The organism is Halococcus saccharolyticus DSM 5350, from assembly GCF_000336915.1.
GTDB classification, from domain to species: Archaea; Halobacteriota; Halobacteria; order Halobacteriales; family Halococcaceae; genus Halococcus; species Halococcus saccharolyticus.
On the sequence record NZ_AOMD01000018.1, the window covers coordinates 101,278 to 123,814 of the forward strand.

The 22,537-nt window shown below is 65.0% G+C and carries 19 protein-coding genes; 9 read left to right on the plus strand and 10 right to left on the minus strand.

Annotated features, from left to right (window positions below; genetic code table 11):
* Positions 1 to 88: 88 nt before the first annotated feature.
* Both C449_RS06950 and C449_RS06955 read left to right on the plus strand, forming a co-directional pair.
* A complete protein-coding gene (locus C449_RS06950) occupies positions 89 to 1,228 on the plus strand; it encodes a hypothetical protein (protein ID WP_006077273.1) in 1,140 nt (379 codons plus the stop codon).
* 81 nt (positions 1,229 to 1,309) lie between these two features.
* Positions 1,310 to 2,026 carry a dolichyl-phosphate hexose transferase gene (locus tag C449_RS06955; RefSeq protein WP_006077274.1) on the plus strand — a complete coding sequence of 239 codons (717 nt, stop codon included), beginning with the start codon at positions 1,310 to 1,312 and terminating at the stop codon, positions 2,024 to 2,026.
* Between the two features lie 57 nt (positions 2,027 to 2,083).
* Here the strand turns inward: C449_RS06955 and C449_RS06960 are convergent, their stop codons facing one another.
* The 7 genes from C449_RS06960 to C449_RS07000 form a co-directional block, all read right to left on the minus strand.
* Positions 2,084 to 4,162: a DUF7846 domain-containing protein gene (locus C449_RS06960; RefSeq protein ID WP_006077275.1), complete on the minus strand. Its 2,079-nt coding sequence runs from the start codon at positions 4,160 to 4,162 to the stop codon at positions 2,084 to 2,086.
* On the minus strand, positions 4,162 to 5,355 hold the full coding sequence (locus C449_RS06965) for an ABC transporter ATP-binding protein (RefSeq protein ID WP_006077276.1): 1,194 nt from the start codon (positions 5,353 to 5,355) through the stop codon (positions 4,162 to 4,164). Before C449_RS06965 ends, C449_RS06960 begins: the two co-directional genes overlap by 1 nt.
* The gene (locus C449_RS06970) at positions 5,345 to 6,949 is read right to left on the minus strand and encodes an ABC transporter permease (RefSeq protein WP_006077277.1); all 1,605 of its coding nucleotides are present in this window, start codon (positions 6,947 to 6,949) and stop codon (positions 5,345 to 5,347) included. The genes C449_RS06965 and C449_RS06970 overlap by 11 nt, the downstream gene beginning before the upstream one ends.
* A gap of 1 nt (position 6,950) precedes the next feature.
* On the minus strand, positions 6,951 to 8,273 hold the full coding sequence (locus tag C449_RS06975; RefSeq protein ID WP_006077278.1) for an extracellular solute-binding protein: 1,323 nt from the start codon (positions 8,271 to 8,273) through the stop codon (positions 6,951 to 6,953).
* A gap of 46 nt (positions 8,274 to 8,319) precedes the next feature.
* Positions 8,320 to 9,495 (minus strand): alpha-1,4-glucan-protein synthase, encoded by a 1,176-nt coding sequence (locus C449_RS06980; protein ID WP_006077279.1) that lies wholly within the window; start codon positions 9,493 to 9,495, stop codon positions 8,320 to 8,322.
* Between the two features lie 1,835 nt (positions 9,496 to 11,330).
* Positions 11,331 to 13,733 carry a dockerin type I domain-containing protein gene (locus C449_RS06995; RefSeq protein ID WP_241430089.1) on the minus strand — a complete coding sequence of 801 codons (2,403 nt, stop codon included), beginning with the start codon at positions 13,731 to 13,733 and terminating at the stop codon, positions 11,331 to 11,333.
* Between the two features lie 236 nt (positions 13,734 to 13,969).
* Complete coding sequence (locus tag C449_RS07000) at positions 13,970 to 14,674, minus strand: SOUL family heme-binding protein (RefSeq protein WP_006077283.1); 705 nt, start codon at positions 14,672 to 14,674, stop codon at positions 13,970 to 13,972.
* 321 nt (positions 14,675 to 14,995) lie between these two features.
* On the opposite strand from C449_RS07000, the gene C449_RS07005 reads away from it, so the two are divergent.
* From C449_RS07005 to C449_RS07015, 3 genes are read left to right on the plus strand one after another with little or no spacing between them, the layout of a single operon-like run.
* A complete protein-coding gene (locus C449_RS07005) occupies positions 14,996 to 16,597 on the plus strand; it encodes an acyl-CoA carboxylase subunit beta (protein ID WP_006077284.1) in 1,602 nt (533 codons plus the stop codon).
* Positions 16,598 to 16,647: 50 nt separating this feature from the next.
* The gene (locus C449_RS07010) at positions 16,648 to 17,805 is read left to right on the plus strand and encodes a thiolase family protein (protein WP_006077285.1); all 1,158 of its coding nucleotides are present in this window, start codon (positions 16,648 to 16,650) and stop codon (positions 17,803 to 17,805) included.
* A complete protein-coding gene (locus C449_RS07015) occupies positions 17,802 to 18,215 on the plus strand; it encodes an OB-fold domain-containing protein (RefSeq protein ID WP_006077286.1) in 414 nt (137 codons plus the stop codon). Before C449_RS07010 ends, C449_RS07015 begins: the two co-directional genes overlap by 4 nt.
* Before the next feature lie 52 nt (positions 18,216 to 18,267).
* On the opposite strand, the gene C449_RS07020 is transcribed toward C449_RS07015, so the two are convergent.
* Positions 18,268 to 18,951: a DUF7547 family protein gene (locus C449_RS07020; RefSeq protein WP_006077287.1), complete on the minus strand. Its 684-nt coding sequence runs from the start codon at positions 18,949 to 18,951 to the stop codon at positions 18,268 to 18,270.
* A 119-nt stretch (positions 18,952 to 19,070) separates the two neighbouring features.
* Here C449_RS07020 and C449_RS07025 point away from each other — a divergent pair, with 119 nt between their 5' ends.
* The gene (locus tag C449_RS07025) at positions 19,071 to 19,250 is read left to right on the plus strand and encodes a hypothetical protein (protein ID WP_006077288.1); all 180 of its coding nucleotides are present in this window, start codon (positions 19,071 to 19,073) and stop codon (positions 19,248 to 19,250) included.
* A 145-nt stretch (positions 19,251 to 19,395) separates the two neighbouring features.
* Here the strand turns inward: C449_RS07025 and dpsA are convergent, their stop codons facing one another.
* Positions 19,396 to 19,953: a DNA starvation/stationary phase protection protein DpsA gene (dpsA, locus tag C449_RS07030; RefSeq protein WP_006077289.1), complete on the minus strand. Its 558-nt coding sequence runs from the start codon at positions 19,951 to 19,953 to the stop codon at positions 19,396 to 19,398.
* Positions 19,954 to 20,198: 245 nt separating this feature from the next.
* Here dpsA and C449_RS18280 point away from each other — a divergent pair, with 245 nt between their 5' ends.
* The 3 genes from C449_RS18280 (at position 20,199) to C449_RS07040 (ending at position 21,675) form a co-directional block, all read left to right on the plus strand.
* Positions 20,199 to 20,372 carry a DUF7331 family protein gene (locus C449_RS18280; protein WP_169316462.1) on the plus strand — a complete coding sequence of 58 codons (174 nt, stop codon included), beginning with the start codon at positions 20,199 to 20,201 and terminating at the stop codon, positions 20,370 to 20,372.
* 38 nt (positions 20,373 to 20,410) lie between these two features.
* Positions 20,411 to 20,884 carry a YbaK/EbsC family protein gene (locus tag C449_RS07035; protein WP_006077290.1) on the plus strand — a complete coding sequence of 158 codons (474 nt, stop codon included), beginning with the start codon at positions 20,411 to 20,413 and terminating at the stop codon, positions 20,882 to 20,884.
* Positions 20,885 to 20,949: 65 nt separating this feature from the next.
* Positions 20,950 to 21,675: an alanyl-tRNA editing protein gene (locus C449_RS07040; protein ID WP_006077291.1), complete on the plus strand. Its 726-nt coding sequence runs from the start codon at positions 20,950 to 20,952 to the stop codon at positions 21,673 to 21,675.
* Positions 21,676 to 21,927: 252 nt separating this feature from the next.
* On the opposite strand, the gene C449_RS07045 is transcribed toward C449_RS07040, so the two are convergent.
* Positions 21,928 to 22,506 (minus strand): DUF998 domain-containing protein, encoded by a 579-nt coding sequence (locus tag C449_RS07045; protein WP_006077292.1) that lies wholly within the window; start codon positions 22,504 to 22,506, stop codon positions 21,928 to 21,930.
* Between the last annotated feature and the right edge of the window lie 31 nt (positions 22,507 to 22,537).

Consider the following 22,537-nt stretch of genomic DNA (forward strand, 5'->3'; position numbering starts at 1 on the left):
GAACTCCGTCGCTCTGGCCGCTTCGTTGCTTCATCCCAACAACGGACAAGCGGTATTTATATCAGTCCGCGTCGAGCAGCCCATCGCAATGAGTGGAGATGCAGCAACGCGTGGTCGAGGCGGTGCTGGCGTTCGGTTACGTATCGCGAGCATCGCGCTCGCGCTCGTCGTCATCGGCTCCGTGGTCGCTGTCGTGCCCGCAGCGGCACAGGACAGTACGGAGCAAAACGGTTCGGACACGTTCATCGTCCAGCAGGGCGACAGATGCACCGAGGTCACCGCTCTCGGCGACGGCTCCCAATCCGTCGAGGAGTTCTACGACTACCGATCGCCGATCACGGATCAGGAAGGTCTCTATAGCTCCTACGGAACGACCGACATCCAGGAGAGCCAGGTCAGTCAGCTGTTCGTCTATCGTGGGAGCGAGGGACTGAGCCTCGTCTTCCTCCACGACCAGTTCGGTGACGAGAGCGGTGGGTTCGTCGCCACCGCCGACGTTTCGGGACTGCCGGCTGACGGCGAGTGGGCCGTCGAGGACGACAGCTACAACAACCGCGACGACATCTTCGAGCACGAGAACGGGTCGAGCCACATCGAGTGGTTCTCGAACGGCAACCGAACCGACGGGGCTGCGTTCCGTGGGCTCGGGAGTTCGGAGTATCGAACGATCACCGCCGATATACAGTTCAACGAGGAAGCGGACACCTACCCCTTCGAGGAGTGGGAGGGCGAGCCTGAAGCGAACCAGATCGAGCGCTGGATCCTCCGGTCCGGCTCGGGCGAAACCACCGAACTCGATATGAATCAACCTGTGGAGATCAGTCCCGGCACCTGTAGCGGTGGCGTCGAGACGTACACGCCGACACCGACGTCCGAAACGAACGGCACCGCGAACGGGACTACCGATGTCGGAACGACGGCGACTGAAGTGACGGGGACGACCACGGCGACCACGACCGAGACTGCCACGGCGACGGCAACCCAAACACAGACGCCGACGGCAACTCCGACTCCGACCCAGGCGGCCACCGCAACCCCGACCGCGACCGAGACGGCGACAGCCACCGCCGTCGCGGCCGACGACACGACGGCGACGAACGACAGCGCCGCAACGACCGGCGGTGACGGTAACAGCGGCGCATTCGGTCCCGGGTTCGGCGTCGTGACGACGCTCGTGGCGGCGATCGCCCTCGTCGGAGCGATCGGACTCGCACGCCGACGGAACTGACTCGCCGATCGTTTACCGAACGCCCGACAGTTTTTCGGCAAGCCTAAAAGTTCAAGTACGGCCGGTCCCGAGCGTCGTTCGATGCAGCAGATCGCCGATACGGACAGCCAGGATGACGGAGCGTACACCTTCGAGGACGTGAGCGTCGTGATGGGAACGTACAACGAGGAAGCCGCCGTCGGCGGCGTGCTCGAAGCAATCGACGACGCCACGGACGGTGCGGCCGAGGTCGTCTGTGTCGACAGTTCGACCGATCGGACGCCCGCAATCGCGCGCGACCACGGCGCGCGCGTCATCGAACAGGAACCACAGGGCTACGGCGTCGCGGTGAGCGCGGCGCTTGCGGCGGCCGAGCGTCCGGTCGTGGTGACGACCGACTGCGACGGCACCTACCCGATGGAGCGACTGCCCGACTTCCTCGACGAGATCAATGCGGGCTACGACGTGGTGAGCGGTGATCGGCTCTACCACGGAGCCGACACGATGCCCCCGTTCAACCGGTTCGGCAACCACGCGTTCGCCCTCCTCGCGAGCGCCCTCCTCGGCGAGCGCGTCCACGACACCACCACCGGGATGCGTGCGTACCGACGCGAGGTCATCGATGCGATCGAGTGGACCGAGAACACCGGCCTCTCGGCGGAGTTGCTCATCCGACCGCTCGCGCGTGGCTACGACGTTCGCGAAACCCCGATCGAGTACGGCGAGCGTCGTGGCGAGACCACACTCGATCCGCTTGCCGGCGGGGCAGCGATCGCGCGCTCGATCGTCGATGTCTGTCTCGAAGAGCGCCGCCGGTAGCGCCTGGCCCGACGGCGCGGGCGTCATTGTCCCGGTGTCACCGCCCCGGTCCTGATGTCACCGTCCTGGCGTCGCCGAACCGTTCGCCGTCCGCGTCGTTAGCGCGGTTTCGACGAACACCCCGGGAGACGTCGCGCCGACGGTACCACGTCCGCCGCCACAGCGAAAGTCCGGACAGACCTCGGTTGTGGGTGAGAGGACGCGGAGACCGTTCCCCTCGCCGTCGAGCGGCATGACGAGTCGGTAGCCGAACCCGCCGGTAGGCCCTTCGTTGACGAACACCGAGAGTGTGAGCGAGTCCTGACCGTCGAGAGATACCGCGCTACCGTTCACGGCGGTGACGTTCCCCGTCAGCCGGGCGCGCTCGCCGGCGACGAGACGGAGATCGAGGCTGCCGTTCGAGGGTGAACTGGCGTAGTACGCCTGCTCGTCCCCACTGGCGAGTCGAACCGAGACGCTCTCGGGCGAGTCTGGAACTCCGAACCGACCGTCGAGCGCGACTCGGTCGCTGTCGTGGACCTCGATGGAGCGGAGGCGGCCGTCGGCGGCGTCGCCGCCCGTCGGTGTCCACAGTCCCTCGTAGACGTAGCGGTAGTACGAGCGGTTCGGGTAGGCGTCGACGACCGCGAACTGGCGTTCGGCCACCGCGTAGACGACATCACCCTCGAAGTCCGGATCGTTGCGGAGCGCCTGGAACGGATGGCTGAGCCAGTCGCCGTACGGCGTCGGGAGAAAGACGACCGCGTTCTCGACCGAGCGGTTCTCGAACGGCTGGTAGGCTCGTTCGTACTCGGCGGTGACGTTGCGGTTGCGCTCCAGCGGCTCGTCGAGCGCGGTCGCCGTAGCGCCCGCGAGCCCCGCGCTCGCAACGAGGAGACAGACCGCGACGACGACCCGCGTTTGTCGGAGATCGAGACGGCCCTGAACTGCTCGCCTGAGCCGGAGTGTCCCTCGAACACCGGCGTACGCCGCGAACGCCGCCACCGGAACGAGCAGGTCGAAGTGATAATACGGTCCTAGAAACGCGAGAAGCCCGTCACCCGGCGATTCGAGCGCACCGAGGACGTTCAGGTTCCCCCAGAAGAAGACGTTACCGACCGGAATCGACACGAACAGGCCGGCGAGCACCGCTGTTCGAGCGTTCCGCTGCCGCCGCGGAACGCCAAGCGCCAGCGCCGTCCCGAGCGCCGCGAGCACTGTCCCGAGCACGCCGGCGACGGTCCACCGACCGAAAAACGCCGCGAGCACCCGGGCGTTGGCTCGCAGTCCGAGTCTCGGCGTGTACTGTTCCCCGTGACCGAGGATCTCCCGACGACCGAAACCGATCCCGTCCAGCGGCGCGAACGCCGCGTAAGGGAAGGTGAACGGGTCGCCGGTGACGACGGCGTTGTACCCGAGCGCGACGAGTACCCCGAGACAGCCGCCGGCAGCGGTGAGAGCGTTTTTGACGACGGTGCGCCGTCCCTCACGGAGCATCCAGAGCGCGTGGACGACGAACGGTATCGCGAACAACACGGCGGTAAAGGGTCGCGAAAAGAAGGCGACCCCGATGGCGAGCCCGGCCACCGCCGCCAGCGGTCGGCTCCCGGTGCGGTCGGCCCGGAGATACGCCGCCGCGAACAGCAGGTTCCACGCCGTCGTCGGTGCGTACGCCAGGAACACCGATGACGTGATGAGAAAGAGTGGTGAGAACAGGAGCAATCCGCCGGCGAGCAGCCCGACGGCGCGCGCGAACCGCCGGCCTTCGTGACGGAACACCTCGGCGACGACGACCGTCGTCAGGAACACGTTCGCCGCCGCGATGGCGACGAGTGCGAAGCGGAAATCGCCGAGAAGCCGTCCGACGGCGAACATCGCCGCCGCTACGGGGGCGTACTTCGGATAGAATCCCTGATCGCTCTCGACGAAAAACCACGGTCGAAACGCCTCGGGAACGGGGGGTCTGAGGAACAGCTGTCCGTCGAGGAGCATTCCGGCCTGCTGGAGATACACTCCCTCGTCGTGATTCAGCGAGTGGTACGGAAAGACGGTCGTCGAAACGATCCCGATGACGACTGCACCGACCAGCGCGAGACCGGCCGCCGCGAGCCGGAACCGATGTCTATCGAGTCGTTCGCGGACGTGTCCGCCGTCCATCACTCGGCGGGATACCACGCGAGCGTGTGGTCGGCGTCGAACGCGATGTCCACGCGCCGGTCGAGACGAATGTCAGTCGTGTGGTTGTGCTCGCAGTGGATCACGTCACCCGTGTCGAGTTCGACGCGATAGACGAACGAGGACCCGGTGTACTGACGGTGAACGATGCGACCGTCGCCCGCGTCTCCGCCCGCTCCGCTTTCCTTGACCGGGATCGCTTCGAGGTCGTCCGGGCGAACTAGCACGTCGATGTCGGTACCCGAGTACTCCTCGGTGAGTCCTTCGAGGGTCGCGGTGTCGAAGGTCCCGATCCCGGTGTGAACGCCCGTCTCCTCGACGCGCCCCGAGAGAAAGCCTGCACGGCCGAGGAACTCCGCGACGAACCGCGACTCGGGCTGTTCGAACACGTTTTCGGGGCGGCCGACCTGTTCGAGACGGCCGTCGTTCAGCACCGCGACCCGATCGGAGATCGACATCGCTTCCTCCTGATCGTGAGTAACCGAGACGGCGGTGACGCCGGCTTCCTCCAGGATACGACGGACTTCCTCACGCATCCGGACGCGGAGACGCACGTCGAGGTTCGAGAACGGCTCGTCGAGCAGCAGCAGGTCGGGTTCGGGCGCGAGCGCCCGCGCGAGTGCGACGCGCTGTTGCTGGCCGCCGGAGAGCTGGTCGGGCGTTCGGTCGCCGAACGATTCGAGGCCGACGAGTTCGAGGAGGTCCGTGACACGTCGCTCGCGCTCGTCCGCGGTGGCGTCGGTGAGGCCGAACGCGATGTTTTCGGCGACCGTCATGTGTGGAAACAGCGCGAAATCCTGGAAAACGATGCCGACGTCGCGGTTCTCGGGGTCGACGGCGTGGCTGTCGTCGGCGACACGTTCGCCGTCGAGGGTGATCGTGCCGGCACTCGGGGTTTCGAGCCCCGCGATCATGCGGAGCGTCGTCGTTTTTCCACAGCCGGACGGGCCGAGCAGCGTCAACAGTTCGCCGTCCCGGACCGCAAGCGAGAGGTCGGTAACGGCGGCTTCCGCCCCGAACTCCTTGCTTGCGTCGGCGAGTTCGAGCACCACGTCGGCTGTTTCGGTCGGTCCCGCGTCAGCCGCTGCGGTCGCCTCGGTCTCGCTCGTCCGCTCCTCGGACGGGCCGTTCGCTTCGTCGGATCGTGGTTCGATCGATGTGGGTTTACTGGACATTGTCGCCCTCCTGTGTCAAGATCACGAGCATCGAGAGTCCGGAGACGGCGACGAGCACGAGCGCCGGTACGGCGGCCGCCCCGTAATATCCTGCGCCTTGGACCTGCCAGATGTAGGTGACCAGCGTTTTGAACTCCGAAGGATGGAGGAGCAGCGTTGCGGGCAGTTCCTTCATCGTGGTGAGAAAGACCAGCGCCGCACCCGCGACGACGCCGGGCGCGATCAACGGGAGCGTCACCCGCCGGAAGGTCGAGAGCGGGGAGTGACCCAGCGTCCGTGCGGCTTCGAGCAGCGAGCGGTCGACGTGGAGCACCGAGGAGTGGGTGGAGCCGACCGCCTGTGGGAGAAAGCGGACGACGTAGGCGAAGATCAACAGTGGGAGGGTCTGGTAGAGCCCGGGGAGGTAACGAACGCCGAAATAGACCAGCGCGAAGCCGATCACGATCCCGGGCGCGGCGTAGCCGAGATACGTCGCCCGATCGAACAGGTTTGCGAGCCGCCCGTTCGTCCGTGCGGAGAGATAGCCGACCGGCAGTGCGGCGAGCGTCGCGACGGCTGCCGCGAGCACCGCGACGACGACGGAGTTGATCCCGTAGGACCACTCGAAGGCGAAGCCGCCGGCGGTGTAGCCCGGGCCGCCACGCGACAGCCACATCCCCAGGATGCCGAGCGGGACGAGCAGACACAACGTCGCCACCAGCGTACAGAGGGCGAGCGCCGGCACGGTCCAAACGCCGAGCGAGATGGTGTTTCCCCGGCGGCCGCCGGCGTAGGCGTTCTGATCGCCGGGCGAGAGGCGCGATTCGATGCCAATGATGGCGACGGTGAGTCCCAGCAAGAGTACCGAAAACAGCGCCGCCCGATCTCGGCCGAAGGCGTTGTACTCGACGAAGATCCGGCGGGTGAACACGTCGTAATGCATGATCGATGGCGTTCCGAAATCCGAGAGCGCGTACAGCCCGACCAGCAACGCACCGGCGGCGATCCCCGGCGCGATCTGTGGCAGGACGACGCGGCGAAACGCCCCGAAATAGGAATGGTTCAGCGTTCGAGCGGCCTCGACCTGCGAGGCATCGAACGACAGTAGCGCTGCGCGGGTCGTGAGAAACACGTACGGATAGACGAACAGCGTCAACACGAGAACGGTGCCGTGGAGTCCGTAGATGGGCGGAATCGATTCGATCCCGAGTGGGGCTAGCAGATCGGCGAGAACGCCGCGCGGACCGAACGCCGAGACGAACGCGAACGCGCCGATGTAGCTCGGCACGACCAACGGCAGCGCCAACACGACCGTCCAGAACCGACGGAAGGGGAGGTCCGTCCGGGCCGTCAGTACCGCGAGCGGCACGCCGAGCAGCACCGAACCGACCGTGACCGCAGTGACCAACAGCGCGCTGTTGATCGCGATCTGAGCCGTCGATGGCGAGGCGAGCAGTGTGAGCGCACTCTCGACGCCCATGTCGAACGCCTGTACGACGAGCCACACGATCGGCGAGACGACCGCGAGCGCAACGAGCCCGGCGAGCGCCAGCAGTCCGCCACGGAGCACCCGCCCGCGGTCGATGTCGATACCACCGGCGTCGAAGGTACTCATCTCAGAGAACTCCGACCTCGCGCATCAGCGTGAGGGTTGGTTCGAGGTTCGAGAGCTTGGCGAGATCCAGCTGTGGCGGATTGAGCTCGTCGATCGTCGGCAGCCCGCCGACCGGCGGGACGCCCGGAACCATCGGGTAGGCGAACGTCCGGGTGGCGAAGAACTCCTGGGCCTCGGCGGTGAGGAGATGCCGAATGAAGTTCGTGGCGAGCTCGCGGCGCTGAGTCCCTTTGACGATCTCGACGCCCGCGGCGTTGATGAGCGCGCCCGCATCGCCCTTCGTGAAGGCGAGTTCGATCGGCGCGTCCGGCCGAGCCGCCTTGACGCGCAGCGCGTAGTAGTGGTTCGCGAACCCGGCAGCGAGTTCGCCGTCCGCGACCGCGTTCGAGATCAGGAACTCGTCGGGGTACTCCGAGATCCCCTGTTGTTGCATCCCCCGGAGCCAACTTTTTGCTCCCTGTTCGCCGCGGAGCAGCCGCATCGCCGTGATGAACGACTGGAAAGACCCGTAGGTCGGTGCCCAGCCCATCGAACCTTCGAGGGGCTGGGCGTCGGTGAATCGTTGGACCTTGTTCGGGATCTGATCCGCCGACAGCGTGTCCGTGTTGAAGGGGACGCTGCGCGCTCGGCCAGCGACGCCGACCCATTGATTGTCGGGACGGAACGACTCGGGAACCGGCTCCACGACATCTGTGGGGAGTTCCACGGTCGCGTCGTTGTCGGCGACGACGCCGAGCGCGCCGACATCGATCGCCCAGAACACGTCGGCGTTGGTCGATCCGCTGTTAACTTCCGTGATGAGCGTGTTCGCGAGTTGAGCGGACGAGGCCGTCCGGAGTTCGACGTTGAAATCCGGATACATCTGTCCGAGGAGGTCCAGGAACTCGGTGTACAGCCCGCCCTCACCGCCGCCGAGATAGATACTGAGTGTCCCCGAAAGGTCGGGCAGCTCGGCGATTCGCGTTCCGTCGAGCGGCGGACGACTCTCGACGAGCGGTCCGGAGCCCCTGAACGACTCGACGCCGAGCGGGCCGCTCGCGGTTGCGTTGCCGGTGGTGTTCCCACCGGTAGTGGCGTTGTCGCTTCCACCAGTTCCGTTTCCGCTGCTACCGTTTCCAGTACTACCGTTCCCGGAGCTGTTCGAGCCGCTCGCGTTCCCGTCGCTCCCGTTGCCCGACGACGAACAGCCGGCGAGCAGCGCCGCTCCAGCCGCCGCGCCCGACGAGCGAAGGAACCATCGACGGCCGACACCGGACGAGTCGCCCTGTTCGCGTCCTCGGTCGCGCCCGTTCGCCGTGGTATCGTCGCCACCTCGTCGCGTCATTGTCCTATATGATTTAGGACAGCCTAAAAACTCTGTCGTTCCCGAATCAGTCGTCGGCGGTCGCGGCGGCGTGCGTCGCGACCGAGCCCGGATCGAGTTCTTCGAGACAGTCGAGCCAGTCGTGCATGTGCTCGCCGACGTAGGTCAGGAACTCACCGTTCTCGAACTCTTCGAACTCTTCGAACTCGCCCGCGACGAGCGCGTCGGCCATCGCAGCGTACGCCCCGGCGTAGCTGTCGGCCCCCTCGGCGGCATCGTCGACGATCGCCCAGAGGTGTTCGTTGCATTCGAGCGCGGGGAGTTCTGATCGCAGATCGTCGAACGTCGAGCGCGGAGCTTTGTGGTGTTCACACAGCGGTCCGCCAGTGATGATCTCCGTATCGAGTACGTCACAGGCCCGTTTCAGAAACACGCCGCTCCAGATGTCGTCGAACCGGCCCACGTCCCACGGGTTGTCGTCCATCGGAAGCTGGTAGAACGCGGGGATCACCTCGCGCCGGAAGGCGAGGTTCATCGAGCAGACGGTGAGGTACTGACTCTCGCTCGCGACGAAATCCTCGCCGAAGTCCTCGCGCGAGAGTCTGGTCTCGGACTGCCCACGCAGATCGCCGTCGGCGAGGATGCGGGCCGCGTCGAGGTCGGGAACGTGCGTCCAGAGCCCCTGTGAGGCCACGACGCTATCGACGTGCGTCCGCTCGGTTTCGACGGTTTCGTCCATCGCGGAGTAGGGGTAGCCACGAGGATAGAGACCGTGGTCGTCGGCGTTGCGATGGAGGACGTTCACCCACTGCTCGTCCGAGCGGACCGACTCGATCTCGCCCTCGTACGCGAGGTTCGCGAGATGGCCGCCGAAGAAGTCGTCTTCGGGGTCAGGCCGGGTGTCGTCGTCGATGAAGATGCCGTACTCGAACTCGTTGGCCCAGAGGTACAGCAGCCCGAAGCTGGTTTCGGCGTGACTCGCCGCCGGTACGAGATGGGAAAAGTCCGCGACGCCCTGTTCCGCATACCACTCCTCGCGGGCGGTGCCGTCGAAGACCTCGCCCGTGAGGTCGAGTTCGTCGAGCATCGACGCCATCGCGTCGGTCTCACAGAAGTCCTCGGTTACGAGCACCACGTGGAGGCGGTCGGTATCGAACCCGTGCTGTCTTGCGTTCTCGGCGTACGATCGCATGCACTCGTACTCGCGGATCGTCGGTACGATGACGCAGATGTCGGCGGTCATTGCGATACAGTCGCTTTTTAGGACGGCCTAAAGAAACTGTCGTTGTGCAGTCGGATGGGGTTCGTCACCGCGTCGCCGTTCGGGTCGTGACGACACAGTGGCACATGCACGTCGCCGAGCGGCTGTAAAACGGGTTCTTCGATGGCCGTCGCGACCGGTAGGTGTCTCTGTGATCTTCGTGTTCTGATTGGTGCGCTCCCCAACCGCTGCTTGCGGCTGGATCGTCAGTTCGACTTGTCGCCGTCCTCCGCGCTGGAATCGTCCTCGTCGGGAAGGTCGACGGTCAGCGTGTGCGTTCCCGACTCGAACGTTCGAGTATCGCTATCGACGAACGTCTGCTGGGCCTCGGTCTCGGGACTCCAACCGGGGCCGATCTTCTCGTAGCTCGCGAGCGTGAGCGTCACGGATTCGCCGTCGGCGACCGTGAACGTGGTCGTCGCAGTGCCGTTTTCGACGGTGATGTTCCGGCTCTCGATCCGATCGGCCATCGACTCATCGGTGATGAACTCGCCCTCGGAGCGTCGCGTGATCGGTTCGGCAGTGCTGCCGTGGGCGAATCGGAGGAGTTCGTCGTTTCGGTAGGTGCCGTTCGGTCCCCGCAGATTCTCGATCGGCTCACCGACCACGAAGTCGACCTGGTAGTACGTTTCCCCTGTCGCTCCGTCACCGAGGAAGCCGAGCGCGTCGCGTTCCGCGTCCGTGAGCCGGCCGTCGCTCAGCGCCTCGGCGAGCGCCCGCAACTGATCGTCAGTGAGGTCGCCACCCGCGATGGCGTCGGCGACTGCCTCGCGCTGCGCGTCGGTCAGTCCGTCGCCGGCGAGCGTGTCGGTGATTGCGGTGATCTCCTCGTCGGTGAGATCGCTCGCGCCGAGGGCCGAACCGACACCCTCGATCCCTTCGATCGACAGTCCGCTGTCGGAAAGCGAATCGGCGATCGATCCTGCGTCGAGCGTTCGTTCCTCTTCGTCGGTTGTGGTGGTTTCAGTCGTCGTCTGCGTGGTTGTCGTGTCCGTTTCGGTTGGTGTTGTTGTATCCGTTCCAGTCGGGGTTGTCGTGTCTGTGGCCGTCTCTGTGGCTGTTGTGGTTCCTGGTTCGGACGTGTCCGTTTCCGTCCCCGTCGTGGTGGTCGTCGTCTCGGTTGCGGTGGTCGTGGTNNGCGGTGGTCGTTTCCGTCTCGGTTGTCGTCGGCGTGGCAGTCGGGGTTTCCGTTTCGGTCGTCGTTTCTTGGCTGCCAACGTCGAGCGCCGCACCGTCGGTTCCGGTTACTTCGTACACGTCGCCGGCGCTGTCGCTGATCTCGGCCACGTCGAGCGAGAGATCGCTCGATCCGGCTGCGGTGCCTTCGACCGTGACCGTTGCGATCACGACGCTGGCGTCATCGGACAGCGCGTTGCCGAAGTAGATGGCGTCGAAGGAGACGCTGGAGCCATCGTCGGCGATCGCGACGTTCCGGTTCGCCGGCTCGCCGGCGATCGTGAGGTCGGTGATCGTTCCGACGGACGGATCGTCGAGCGCGACGGCTGCGTCGGTCGTGCCGATCCCGCCGTCGGTGTTCTCGACGACGATCTCGTAGGTCGTCGTCTCGCCGGTGTCGACCTGCTGCTCGGCGGGTGAGAGCGAGACGGTGGTGCTGCCGGCCGCGCTGGCGGTGAACGTCACGGCCGAGCCGGCCGAGCCGAGCACGAGAACGGCGAGGACAACGCTGAGAATCGATTTTCGTCGTGTGTCGAGGAGTTTCGTCATTGGATGTGTGGTGAGTGGTGATGTGGGTGCGTGATGAGTTGTGGTGTGGATCCGTGGTGAGTGGCTGTGTAGCGGTTTGGTGGTGTTCTCGATCAGTTAGCGGTCGACCACTCGTCGTAGAGCGCCTGGGCGTCGGCCTGGGTCACGCTGCCGTCGCCGTTGAAGTCGAACGCGTCGACGTTGTTCTGTACCGTCGAGCTGTCGAGGCTGTCGTAGAGCGCCTGGGCGTCGGCCTGGGTTAGTTGGCCATCGCCGTTGACGTCCTCGTACTGTCCGTCGCCGTCGGTGTCGGTCGACGGGTTCTCGAAGTCACCGACAGGACCGGGACCGGTTGCGGTACCGTTCTCGACTGCGACCTCGTCGGGTTGATTCGTCTCGCCGTCCTCGCCTGAAACCGCGTTCGACTCGATCGAGCCGCCGACCGCATCCGAGACGGGATTCTCGGCGGGTTCGAAGCGTACGATCACGACCTGTGGGTCCTCGGTGAGCGCGAGCCGGTTCGAAGCGACCTCGGTGCCGTTCTCGTCGTAGTAGTTGAATCCGCTGGTGTCGCCGCGCTCACCGATCGGCTCGTCGAATCGGAAGTCGAGTGCGTTCTCCTCACTCTCGTTGACCGTCACCGAGACGAGGTCAGGTCTCGTGGAGTTGCCGTCGTTGCTGACCGCAGCCGCCTGCAACGGATTGTTCGTGGCGTCGCTCGCGCCGACACGTTTGACGGTGTTCGCATCGACGAACCCGCGCGCGACGATGCTCTCGTTCGCGTCGTCGTCGAACGCGACGGTGAGCTGTCGGGTGTCGTTCCCGGCGACGATCTTCACGCCGTCGAAGATCTCGCCGCCGTCGGTCCGGACGAGTTGGACATTACCGGCGTCGCCGACCACGTCGATCGGTTCATCGAACGTGAAGTTGACGAACGTCTCCTGGCCGCTGTGTGAGGCGATGTTGCCCGTACAGAACCCGCTCACGGATTCGAGATCGGGCGCGCGTGTCGGCCCTTCACCTGCCGGCCCGAGCGGTTCGCTTTCGCAGGTGTCGTTGCCCGCGGTCACCAGCGCCTCGTCGGGTTTGTTCTTGTCACCGTCCTCGCGGGCGGTGTCGGTGCCGGTCGCAGCGTTAGCGTCAGCCGACCCGCCGACCGCCGTCGAGACCGGATCGGTCGGCTCGAACGCCACCGAGAGCACTCGCGGATCGTCGGTCGTCGCGACCTCCTGGGCGTCGGTCTCGGTTCCGTTCGCGTCGTAGAAGTTGAAGCCGCTGGTGTCGCCGACTTCACTGATCTCTTCGTCGAACTCGAACAGCAGCGCATTGCCTGGCGCGTCGCTCTCGGTGATCGAGACGATGTCGGGGGTCGCGGTGGTGCCGTCGTCGTTGATCGCGGCCGCCTGCTTTGGGTTGAGCGTCACGTCACCCTCACCGAGCCGCTGAACGGTGTTTGCGTCGACGAACCCGCGTGCGATGGTGTCGGGATCGATCCGGCCGGGGAACGGTACCGTGAGCGACGTCGTATCTTCACGGGAGCCGACGATCTCGCCGTTACCGTCCTCGATCGTGCTGTCGAGCGTCACCAGCTGGAAGTTGCCGGGTCCGCCCTGGGTGTCGACTGGCTCGTCGAAGTCGAACTCGACGAGGGTTTGACAACTCTCTGCACCGGGTTTCTCTCGATACGTGAAGTTGTCGATGCCGACGAGATCCGGGGCCTGCGTCGGGCCATCCGCGTTGCCGCCGTCACCCATGTCCGTGGTGCCACCGTCGCCACATCGGCTGAACTCGGGGGCCGATTCGTTGCTCACTACGACCTCGTCCGGCGAGTTCGTTCGGTCGCTATCCGTCTGATTCGAGACCGTTCCCTGCGTAACCGACGCACCGACCGCTGCTGAGACATCGATACTGTCGAAGGACACGTTCACGAGACGTGGCGTCGCCAGCGAGTCAGTTGCGACGTTGCCATCGTACTGGGTCGTGTTTTCAGCGTAAACCTGGAACCCGCCGTCGCTGTTGGCACTAACGGGTTCGTCGAACGCGTAGACGAGGCTGTTGGTGGTCTCGTTGACGGTGACGTTCACCAGGTCCGGGTCGACGGAGTTGCCGTCGTTGGAAACGTCCGCCGTCTGGAGCGGGTTGGTGGTTTCATCGCCTTCGCCCGCCACTCGCACCGTGCTCGGCTGAACGATACCGCGGGCGATGTCCCCCTGACTCACCGATGTAGGGAACGCGACGGTGATCGTTCTCGTCGCGTTGCCGTCGACGATGTTCTGTCCATCCACGACTCCGCTGCCATCGATCGGGACGAGTTCGAAGTTCCCGGCGGAATCAGCGCCCTCGACCGGCTGGTCGAACGTGAAGTCTGCGAAGGTGTAGTTTTCGTCCCCCGCTGTTCCGTTCGTGAAGTTGTCGACCGACTGGAGGTCGGGTGCTTGCGTCGGACCGCTTGCCTGGCCGGCAACGCCACCGGCGAGCACACCCATCCCGACGGCGACCGCACCGATCACGGTCACAGCGAGAACGATACTTGTTAGATATTTCAACGTCTGATCGGAACGCATTTTGTATCCGACCACCCGTATCCTACCTATATCTTGTGCTTGCAGTAGCGCTCTATCCCAGGACAAAAATTGTTCTCTTGTCCGTGTGAAGTCGTCGAGCTCCCGATAAACGGGACGGAACGAATCGTCGACCGGGTGATGGAATTGGCTCGAGATCACGTCGCCCGCTCCCACTGAACACGAGTTGCTTACGTGGGTTCCCATGTGACTTCGATCGCCACCTCGTTCCTCCGGAGGAACGGTGGCGTTCCCGGCGCATCGTAGCCGAGAGAAAATGGCTCACCGACAGGTGTGACGTCTGCTCTGGAGAGCGTCTGAAGGAGTTTGGATTGCTGACGTTTCGTCCGCCAGTCGGTCGCCCACCACGAGAATCGCCGCGCTGCGACCGAGCGTGGCTCCTCGATAGCGAGCGAGACGGCCGAATCGGTCGGTCGCGGGGCCGTGTTCGGTGTGTACTCCGCCGGGAGGTAGAATCCCATCCGTACACCGTCGTCCCCGTCTTCGATACGGACCGGCGACGTCATCGAAACCGATTCGCCCTCGTCCGTTCGATTGACGTCGGTTCGAACCGGCGATGTCATCTCGATCGGTTCGCCGTCAGCGTTCTCGTCGGTACGGACGGGAGCCGTCATCGCCACCGCGGAACGCGACTCGTTCGCTCCCTGGAGATACTCGAAGAGCCGCTCGAACGCCTCGCGGTTCGAGGACCCCGTCGTCTCGACCCGGACGAGTTCGGGATACCGTCGAATCTCCGTCCGGTCATCGATGGTTCGTTCAACGATGTACTCGACGCGCTCGGCCGATCGGGACGTGAGGACGCTATACCCGCTCCACAGCGCTACCGCACCGCCGACGGCGGCTGCACTGGCAACTTCGAGCCGTGTTCGGTTCATGTGTTCGTTTAATCGAGGGCGTCGGCACACTTGTACCGAGCGCTGCCGACGAGTGTGATCGATCTCGGAGCGGACTGAGCGAAGTGATGGCGTACCGCGACCGACTCACACTCGTTCGGCCGCAGCCTCCCGTCCCGTTTCAGAGGATCATCCGAAAAATTCCCGCTGACAGTACACTTAGGTATCCCGAGATGTAGCCTCCCGATAGAGTTCATGTCACTCGCAAATCAGACGTATGTGATCACCGGTGTGTCGCGGGCGAGGGATTCTCCGATATGACCGGCCAGATCCTTTCGATCAACAGCGGGATGGAGTGGTAGCGTGGCGACGGAGGAACCAACCAGTGCCGACGAGACTACCGGTGGGGCGGATGACTTCGAAAGCGAGACGCCGATCGAAGAACTCCGGCGGCGGCGCGCGGCGGCGAAACAGGGCGGTGGCGAGGAGCGCGTCGCGGCCCAACACGCAAAGGGGAAGTTGACCGCGCGCGAGCGGATCGAGTATCTCCTCGACGACGACACGTTCCGCGAACTCGGCACGTTCGTCGAACACCGCTCGACGAACTTCGATATGGACGAGCGCGGGGTTCCAGGCGACGGCGTCGTCACGGGGTACGGCGAGGTCGACGGCCGCACGGTGTTCGTGTTCGCCCACGATTTCACCGTGCTCGGCGGATCGATCGGCGAGGCGGTCGCCGACAGGATCTGCGCGGTGATGGACAAGGCGATCGAGACGGGCGCGCCGATCGTCGGCCTAAACGATTCGGCAGGCGCACGGATCCAGGAGGGGATCGACTCGCTCGCTGGCTTCGCACGGATCTTCCGGCGGAACGTCGAGGCGAGTGGAGTCGTTCCACAGATTTCGGCGATTATGGGCCCATGTGCTGGCGGCGCGACGTATTCGCCCGCGCTGACGGACTTTACTGTGATGGTCGAGGACACCAGCCACATGATGATCACCGGACCGGACGTGATCGAGACCGTCACGGGCGAGGAGATCTCGATGGCTGAGCTCGGTGGCGCGAACACTCACGCCACCGAGAGTGGCGTCGCTCACTTGACCTGCGCGTCGGAGAAAGACGCGCTCGACGATGTTCGGCGATTGCTCTCGTATCTTCCACGGAACAACGTCGAGGATCCGCCACGCGTCGACTCGTGGGGCGATCCGGAACGCCGTTGTGAAGTCGGTGCGGTCGTCCCCGATGAGCCACGAAAGCCCTACGACGTGACGGACGTCGTGTCCGGGATCATCGACGAAGACTCCTTTTTCGAGGTTCACGGCGAGTTCGCGCGCTCGCTCGTGACTGGTTTCGCACGACTCGACGGCCGGCCGGTCGGTGTGGTCGCGAACCAGCCCCGGGTCAACGCTGGCACCCTGGATATCGAGACGAGTCAGAAGGGCGCACGGTTCGTCCGGTGCTGTGATTCGTTCAACGTTCCCGTACTGACGTTCGTCGACGTCCCCGGGTTCATGCCTGGCACCGATCAGGAACACGACGGGATCATCCGTCACGGCGCGAAACTGATCTACGCCTACGCCGAGGCGACCGTCCCGCTTCTCACAGTCATCCTCCGGAAAGCCTACGGCGGCGCGTACATCGTGATGGGCTCGAAACTCCTCGGTGCGGACGTGAACTACGCGTGGCCCGGCGCGGAGACCGCCGTCCTTGGCCCGCGTGGGGCAGTCAATATTCTCTATAGCGACGAGATCGAGACAGCCGACGATCCGGAAGCGACCCGCCAGACGCTGATGGACGAGTACCGTGAGAAGTTCGCCAATCCCTACTCGGCCGCCGAACGCGGCTACGTCGACAGCGTGATCGAACCACACGAGACACGCGAGCGCCTCGTGAGCGATCTCGACGTACTCGCCCGCAAGCGGGTCGACAGTTCCCGGAAAAAACACGGTAACATCCAGCTCTGACTGTGCGTCGAAACACCCATACCGACGCCGGTGGAGTCACAGCGTGAACTATGAACACGAACGTCGCGGTCATCGGGGCGTCGATGACCCAGTTCGGCGGGCGCGACGCGTGGGTGCGCGAGCTACTCGCCGAGGCGGGGGCGGCGTGTCTCGACGACGCGGGCGTTGGCCCCGAAACCGTCGAGCATTGCTACGTCTCGAACATGGCGAGCGGCGAGTTCGAGGGGATGACGGGCGTCCCGAACGCGCTTGCCCACGATCTCGACTGCCTGCCGGCGTACACCCAACGAGTCGACCAGACCTCTTCGTCGGGTGGTGCCGGGATGTACGCCGCGTGGCAGTCGATCGCCTCGGGTGCGAGCGAGATGACCCTCTTAGTGGGCGGCGAGAAGATGACCCACCGATCGACGAGCGAAGCCACCGACGTCATCGCGTCGCTCACCCATCCAGTAGAGTACAAACACGGCGTCACGCTCCCGAGTTTCGCGGGGCTGACCGCCCGCCTCTACCTCGATCAGTACGACGCACCGCGCGAGAGTCTCGGGAAGGTCGCGGTCAAAAACCATAAAAACGGCGTCGACAACCCTCACGCCCAGTTCCAGAAGGAAGTCGATCTCGACACGGTGCTGGAGAGTCCGATCGTCGCCGACCCACTCCGACTGTACGACTTCTGTCCCATCACCGACGGTAGCGCGGCGCTCCTCTTTTGTCCGGAGTCCGTGGCTCGGGAGTACACTGACGAGTACGCCGTGATCGCGGGCGTCGGCGGTGCGACCGACACCCACGTGGTCCACGAGCGGAGCGACCCGACAGTCATGAATGGCGTGGTCGAATCCGGTCGCCAGGCGTACGAGCGGAGCGGGTACGACCCCGACGATATCGACGTCGCCGAACTCCACGACATGTTCACGATCCTCGAGTTCCTCCAGATGGAGGGGCTCGGGTTCGCCGAGCCCGGCGAGGCGTGGCGCGCGATCGAGGACGGCCGAACCGAGCGCGACGGCGACCTCCCGATCAACACATCTGGAGGGTTGAAATCGAAGGGCCACCCCCTCGGCGCGAGCGGCGTCGCGCAGGGATACGAGATCTACAAACAACTGCTCGGCGAGGCCGGACCACGCCAGGTCGACGCCGATGTGGGACTCGCGTGCAACGTCGGTGGATTCGGCAACTGTGTCATCACCACCATCATGGAGGCGAGTACATGAGCCACGAAAACGACGACACGGCCGACCACGACTCCGACGCAAGCGGGACGCCGCCGATGGAAGCGACACGATACGCCGACGGTTCGATCACCTACCCCGGCCATCCGATCGGCCCTGACGGAACGGAACCGGTCGGAACCGTGGATTTGAGCGATCACACCGCGACGGTGGTGACGTGGACGACGAGCACCGCGCCGCCGCCTGGCGTCGACGCTCCCAACCACCTCGCGATCGTCGCGTTCGAGATCGATGGTAAAACGGTCCGGGCGCTCGGTCAGCTCACGACCGACGAGATCGCGATCGGTGACGAGGTCACGCCGGTGTACGCCCCGGAGCTACGCGATCCCGAGGCGGGAATCCGCGAACCCGAGAGTCAGGACTGGGACGGCTATCGATTCGAGCCGGTCTAACCTACGGAATCGGCCGTTATAGCACGTCTTCGAGCCAGATGACCGTCAGTCGTTACGACTCGTCCTCGTCATCGTCGTCGCCGTCGACCTCGTCGCGGATCGAGTCGAGTTCCGAGTCGACGTCGATGGTGACGCTCTCGCCAGCAGGATCGTCGGTTGCGTCCAGTTCCGTGTCGTCAGGTTCGCCGTCAGCGGAGCCGCGCGCCCGCGTCGTGTCCGCTCGAGAACCGTCCTCGGCCTCGTCGAGACGATCGTCTATCTCGCGCCGGAGTGCGCGGGCGTCGTCGAGCAGGGTTCTGGCCTCGGGGTTCTCGGGACGGCCGTCGAGCGCGTCCTGGAGGTCCACGAGGACGTCGTCGAGCCGATCGAGACCGTCGCGGCCGAGCCGCTCCGTCCGTGATCGCATCTCGCGCCCGCGCTCTCTGGCCTCCTCTCCAGTGCGCGCCAGCCGAATGACTCCCTGGAGCGCTTCGAGCAGCCGGATGTTGGCTTCGAGCACCGCGATCGCCGTCGGGATGGTGTATTCGTCGGTGAACCGAACGAGTTCGCCGGGTGTCGGCGGCCGCGGCAGTCCGAGCGGCCCCCGCGGCGGACCGCGCTCGCGCTCCAGTTCGTCGCGGAGATCGTCGAGCGTGGTCGAGAGGTCGCCGGCCAACCGCCCGAGATCCTGGTCGGTCCCTCGGTCGCGCCGTCGATCGTCGCCGGATCGCCGGCCGTCGTCCGGTCGGTCACTCATGGTGGCCCGTTGGCGGCGCGCGGCAAAAAGCACGGGTGCTCGTGATCGGTCGCTGCTCGTTCGAGATTGAGCTAGGTCGACCAAAACCCTTTTAGAATTAGGCCCGCCTAAGCCATCGTATGGCAGTCCCCGCCCGTGGAACGGAGGCCGACGCTGCTCCCGACGGCCGTGACGACGACACCTCCCTGGAAACGACCGTCTCGATGCACTCGACACGGCCGGAACGTACTGTGTTCGTCGAAGAAGACAACGTCGACGGCTGGATCGCGACCGATCTGACCGTCTCGCTCGATCGCTGAGATAGCGTTCGAGCCACTCCCCCGCGTTCTCGTTTTCTCCATCGTCGTTTCGCCGGTCAGTCCACCAGCTGTCGGCCCCATCCGCTCCGCTGCTCACGCCGGTGAAGAAAATCGGTTGTGGGGGTCAGACGACGGTGAAACGCCCTCAGTGGGTCGCTTCGTCGAGGACGAGGGTGTCGTCCTCGAGATAGTGTTCGAGGTGGTGGGCGTACTCCTCGTAGTCCGCGATCGCACCGCGGACCACTTCCTCGGAGGTGTAGTCGCCGAGGTTGTTCGTGAGTTCGATGTGATCGCGCATCCGCTCGATGATGTCCGCGAACATCTCCATGTCGTTGCGGAGCGACGTCCGGACGTCGTAGACGTCTTCGCCCTCGAAGTCGACGTAGCTGTGTTCGGCGTGGGCTTCGGGCCCGGCGACCGGGACACCGCCGAGCGCCTGGGCGCGTTCGGCGATCACGTCCGAGTGGTGCTCGACGGCCTCGTAGGCCTCTTCGAGGAAACGATGGAGTTCGAGGAACTCCGCGCCCTCGACGTTCCAGTGGTGCTTTTTGAGCTGGTGGTACAGCACGTACGACGACGCGAGATCGGCGTTCAGCGCGTCGACGATCTGCTCGGCTCGGTCGCCCTCGATCCGGAGCGCCGGTGATTCCTCGACGGTCCCGAACTCCTGGCGGAGTTGCGAATCGGATTCTTGTGCGCTCATTACACTCCCAGCTACGACCCCCTCCCACTTAGGTATTGCTACCGGCAAATATATTTTTGGCTACCCAAAACAGTTTTCACTCTTTGCCACATTCGATTTCCGCTGTACGACAGCAGACGGTCGCTAGGAACCGGGTCATCTCGTCGACAATCACCGTCCGTTCGGTGGGGTGATAACCTTTATCACGGTATGGCCCGTTCGTTCAACCGTACAGCGAGTACCAATCAGGCCCTACCACCACGACAATGAGCACGTCCCCGCACGAGACCCCCTCCGAGTCGTCCAGTGACGCGCCCGCCCCGATAGAGCGCATCGCCGCCTTCGAGCGCGACGACGGTGCGATCGTCATCTACGACGAGCGCGAACCAACGGCGTGGATCCAGTCGAACGGTGCTGTCGGCGTCGACGAAGCGCGCTGACCCGCAGTCTTTTCTCACGAGCAGTGCGAGCGGTCGGTATGCACCCCCGAGCACGCGCGTTCGCCGACCGCGCCGCCACAGAGTACGATCTCGACGTCGACGTCCACGAGTTCCCGGAAGGAACCAAGACGGCAGCCGACGCCGCCGACGCCATCGGGTGTGACGTCGCCCAGATCGCGAGTTCGCTCGCCTTTCGCGCGCCCGACCTCGTCGTCGTGGTCACGAGCGGAGCCAACCGTGTGAGTGAGGCACGCCTCGCCCGCCTTCGAGACGTTTCCGAGAGCGAGATCGAAATGGCCGACGCCGACGACGTGCGCGAGACGCTCGGCTGGTCGATCGGTGGCGTCCCGCCGTTCTGCCACGAGTCGGACGTGCCGGTGTATCTCGACGAGACGCTCACCGAGTTCGAGACGGTCTGGGCCGCTGCCGGAACTCCCGAGGCGGTCTTTCCGATCGCACCGGACCGACTCGAAGCGCTCGCGGACGCACAGCTGGTCGACGTGGCCGAGTGACGGCGCGACTTCGATTCGCCGTGTGGCGGCACAACGCAGATACCCCTCCACGTCGAATCCGTCGTGTGAGCGACCAGCGCTATCTCCCTGACGACGAGTATACGCGAGAGTTCGAGGCGAGCGTGACGAGTGTCGACGAGGCAGACCGCACCGTGGTCCTCGACGGCACCTACTTCTACAAGGAGGGTGGCGGCCAGCCCGCCGATCACGGTAGCCTCTCGTGGGACGACGGATCGGCGCGTGTGGTCGACGTGCGCCAGGATCACGGCGAGATTCGCCATACCCTGGACGGCGACCTTCCCGAACCCGGAATCACGATTCACGGCGAACTCGACTGGGAGCGCCGCTACGCCCACATGCGCTATCACACGGCCCAACACGTCGTCTCGAAGGTGGTGCTCGACGAGTTCGGTGCGAGTACGGCTGGGAATCAGATCCACACCGATCGCGCCCGGATCGACTTCGAGCCCGCGGAGTTCGACGCCGACGATCTTCGGACGATCGAACGGCTCTCGAACGATCAGATCGAACAGGACCTCTCGGTCGAGAAGTCCCGCCGCTCGCGCGACGCCCTCGAAACCGAAACGCCCGACGGCCGGACCAACCTCGATCTCATCCCCGATCACGTCGACCCGCTCCGGGCGGTCACGATCGGCGACGTCGACGTCTGTCCGTGTGGCGGCACCCACGTCGATAGCCTCGGCGAGCTTGGCCGAATCGAGATCATCGACCGGACCTCGAAGGGGGCGGACATCGATCGGATCGAGTTCGTTCTCGACGATTCTGGGTGACACCGCCGGCGTCACCTGTTACGGACGACGCTATCGCTTACTGCCGGCCCACGACGCTCGTCGGGAACGGCTCGCCGTGACCCTCTCTTCGACCGTCGGCCACACAAAGCTTATTACAACACCTCGAAAAACGTTCAGATGGAGCCCGACCGGCTCCGCATCGGCGGGGGCGACTCCGTTGCCTGGCATCATACCCTCCCCCTCCCCTTTCGTCCCCGCTTTTCCTCCGTCTACAGTACCAGCGACCGTCGGCTACGCCCGAGTTTCGGACGAGTGGAGCTGCAACGCGACTCCCCACACCCAGAGCGCGAACAGTGCTGCGCCGATCGCTTCGGGAATCGCGAGCCCTGGCCCAGGACGGATACCGGCACTCCACGCGGCCCACGAGCCGATGTGGACAAGCGCGAGTCCAACAGCCGCGAGACCCCACGCCCGCACGTTCGTTCGAAGCGCTTCGATCCCATCGACCAGCATCGTCGCGGTCGCCCCGAGATAGAAGCCGAGCGCGACCGGGAAATGAAGTGGGTGTCCCGATCGGAAGACCCCGACGAGCGCCATCGAGACGGCCGTGAGGCCGAACACCACCCCCAGGGTCGATCGACCATCGGCCGCGAGCACCCACACGAGTGGGAGCGCCAGCACACCACCGGCGACGAGACCCCTATTGAACACGAGCGCGCTCGCGGGCGTCACGCCGAGATCCGAGAGCGCACTTCCCGTCCACGAGAACGTCGGTGAGAGGTCAGTTCCGAGGAGGATCGATCCGAGCGCGACGACCGGGGCGAGCGCACCCGAGACCACGGCGAGACGACGATTGAGCGAACCGTTCACACGCCGGTCTCTCGACGCGGCGAACGAAACG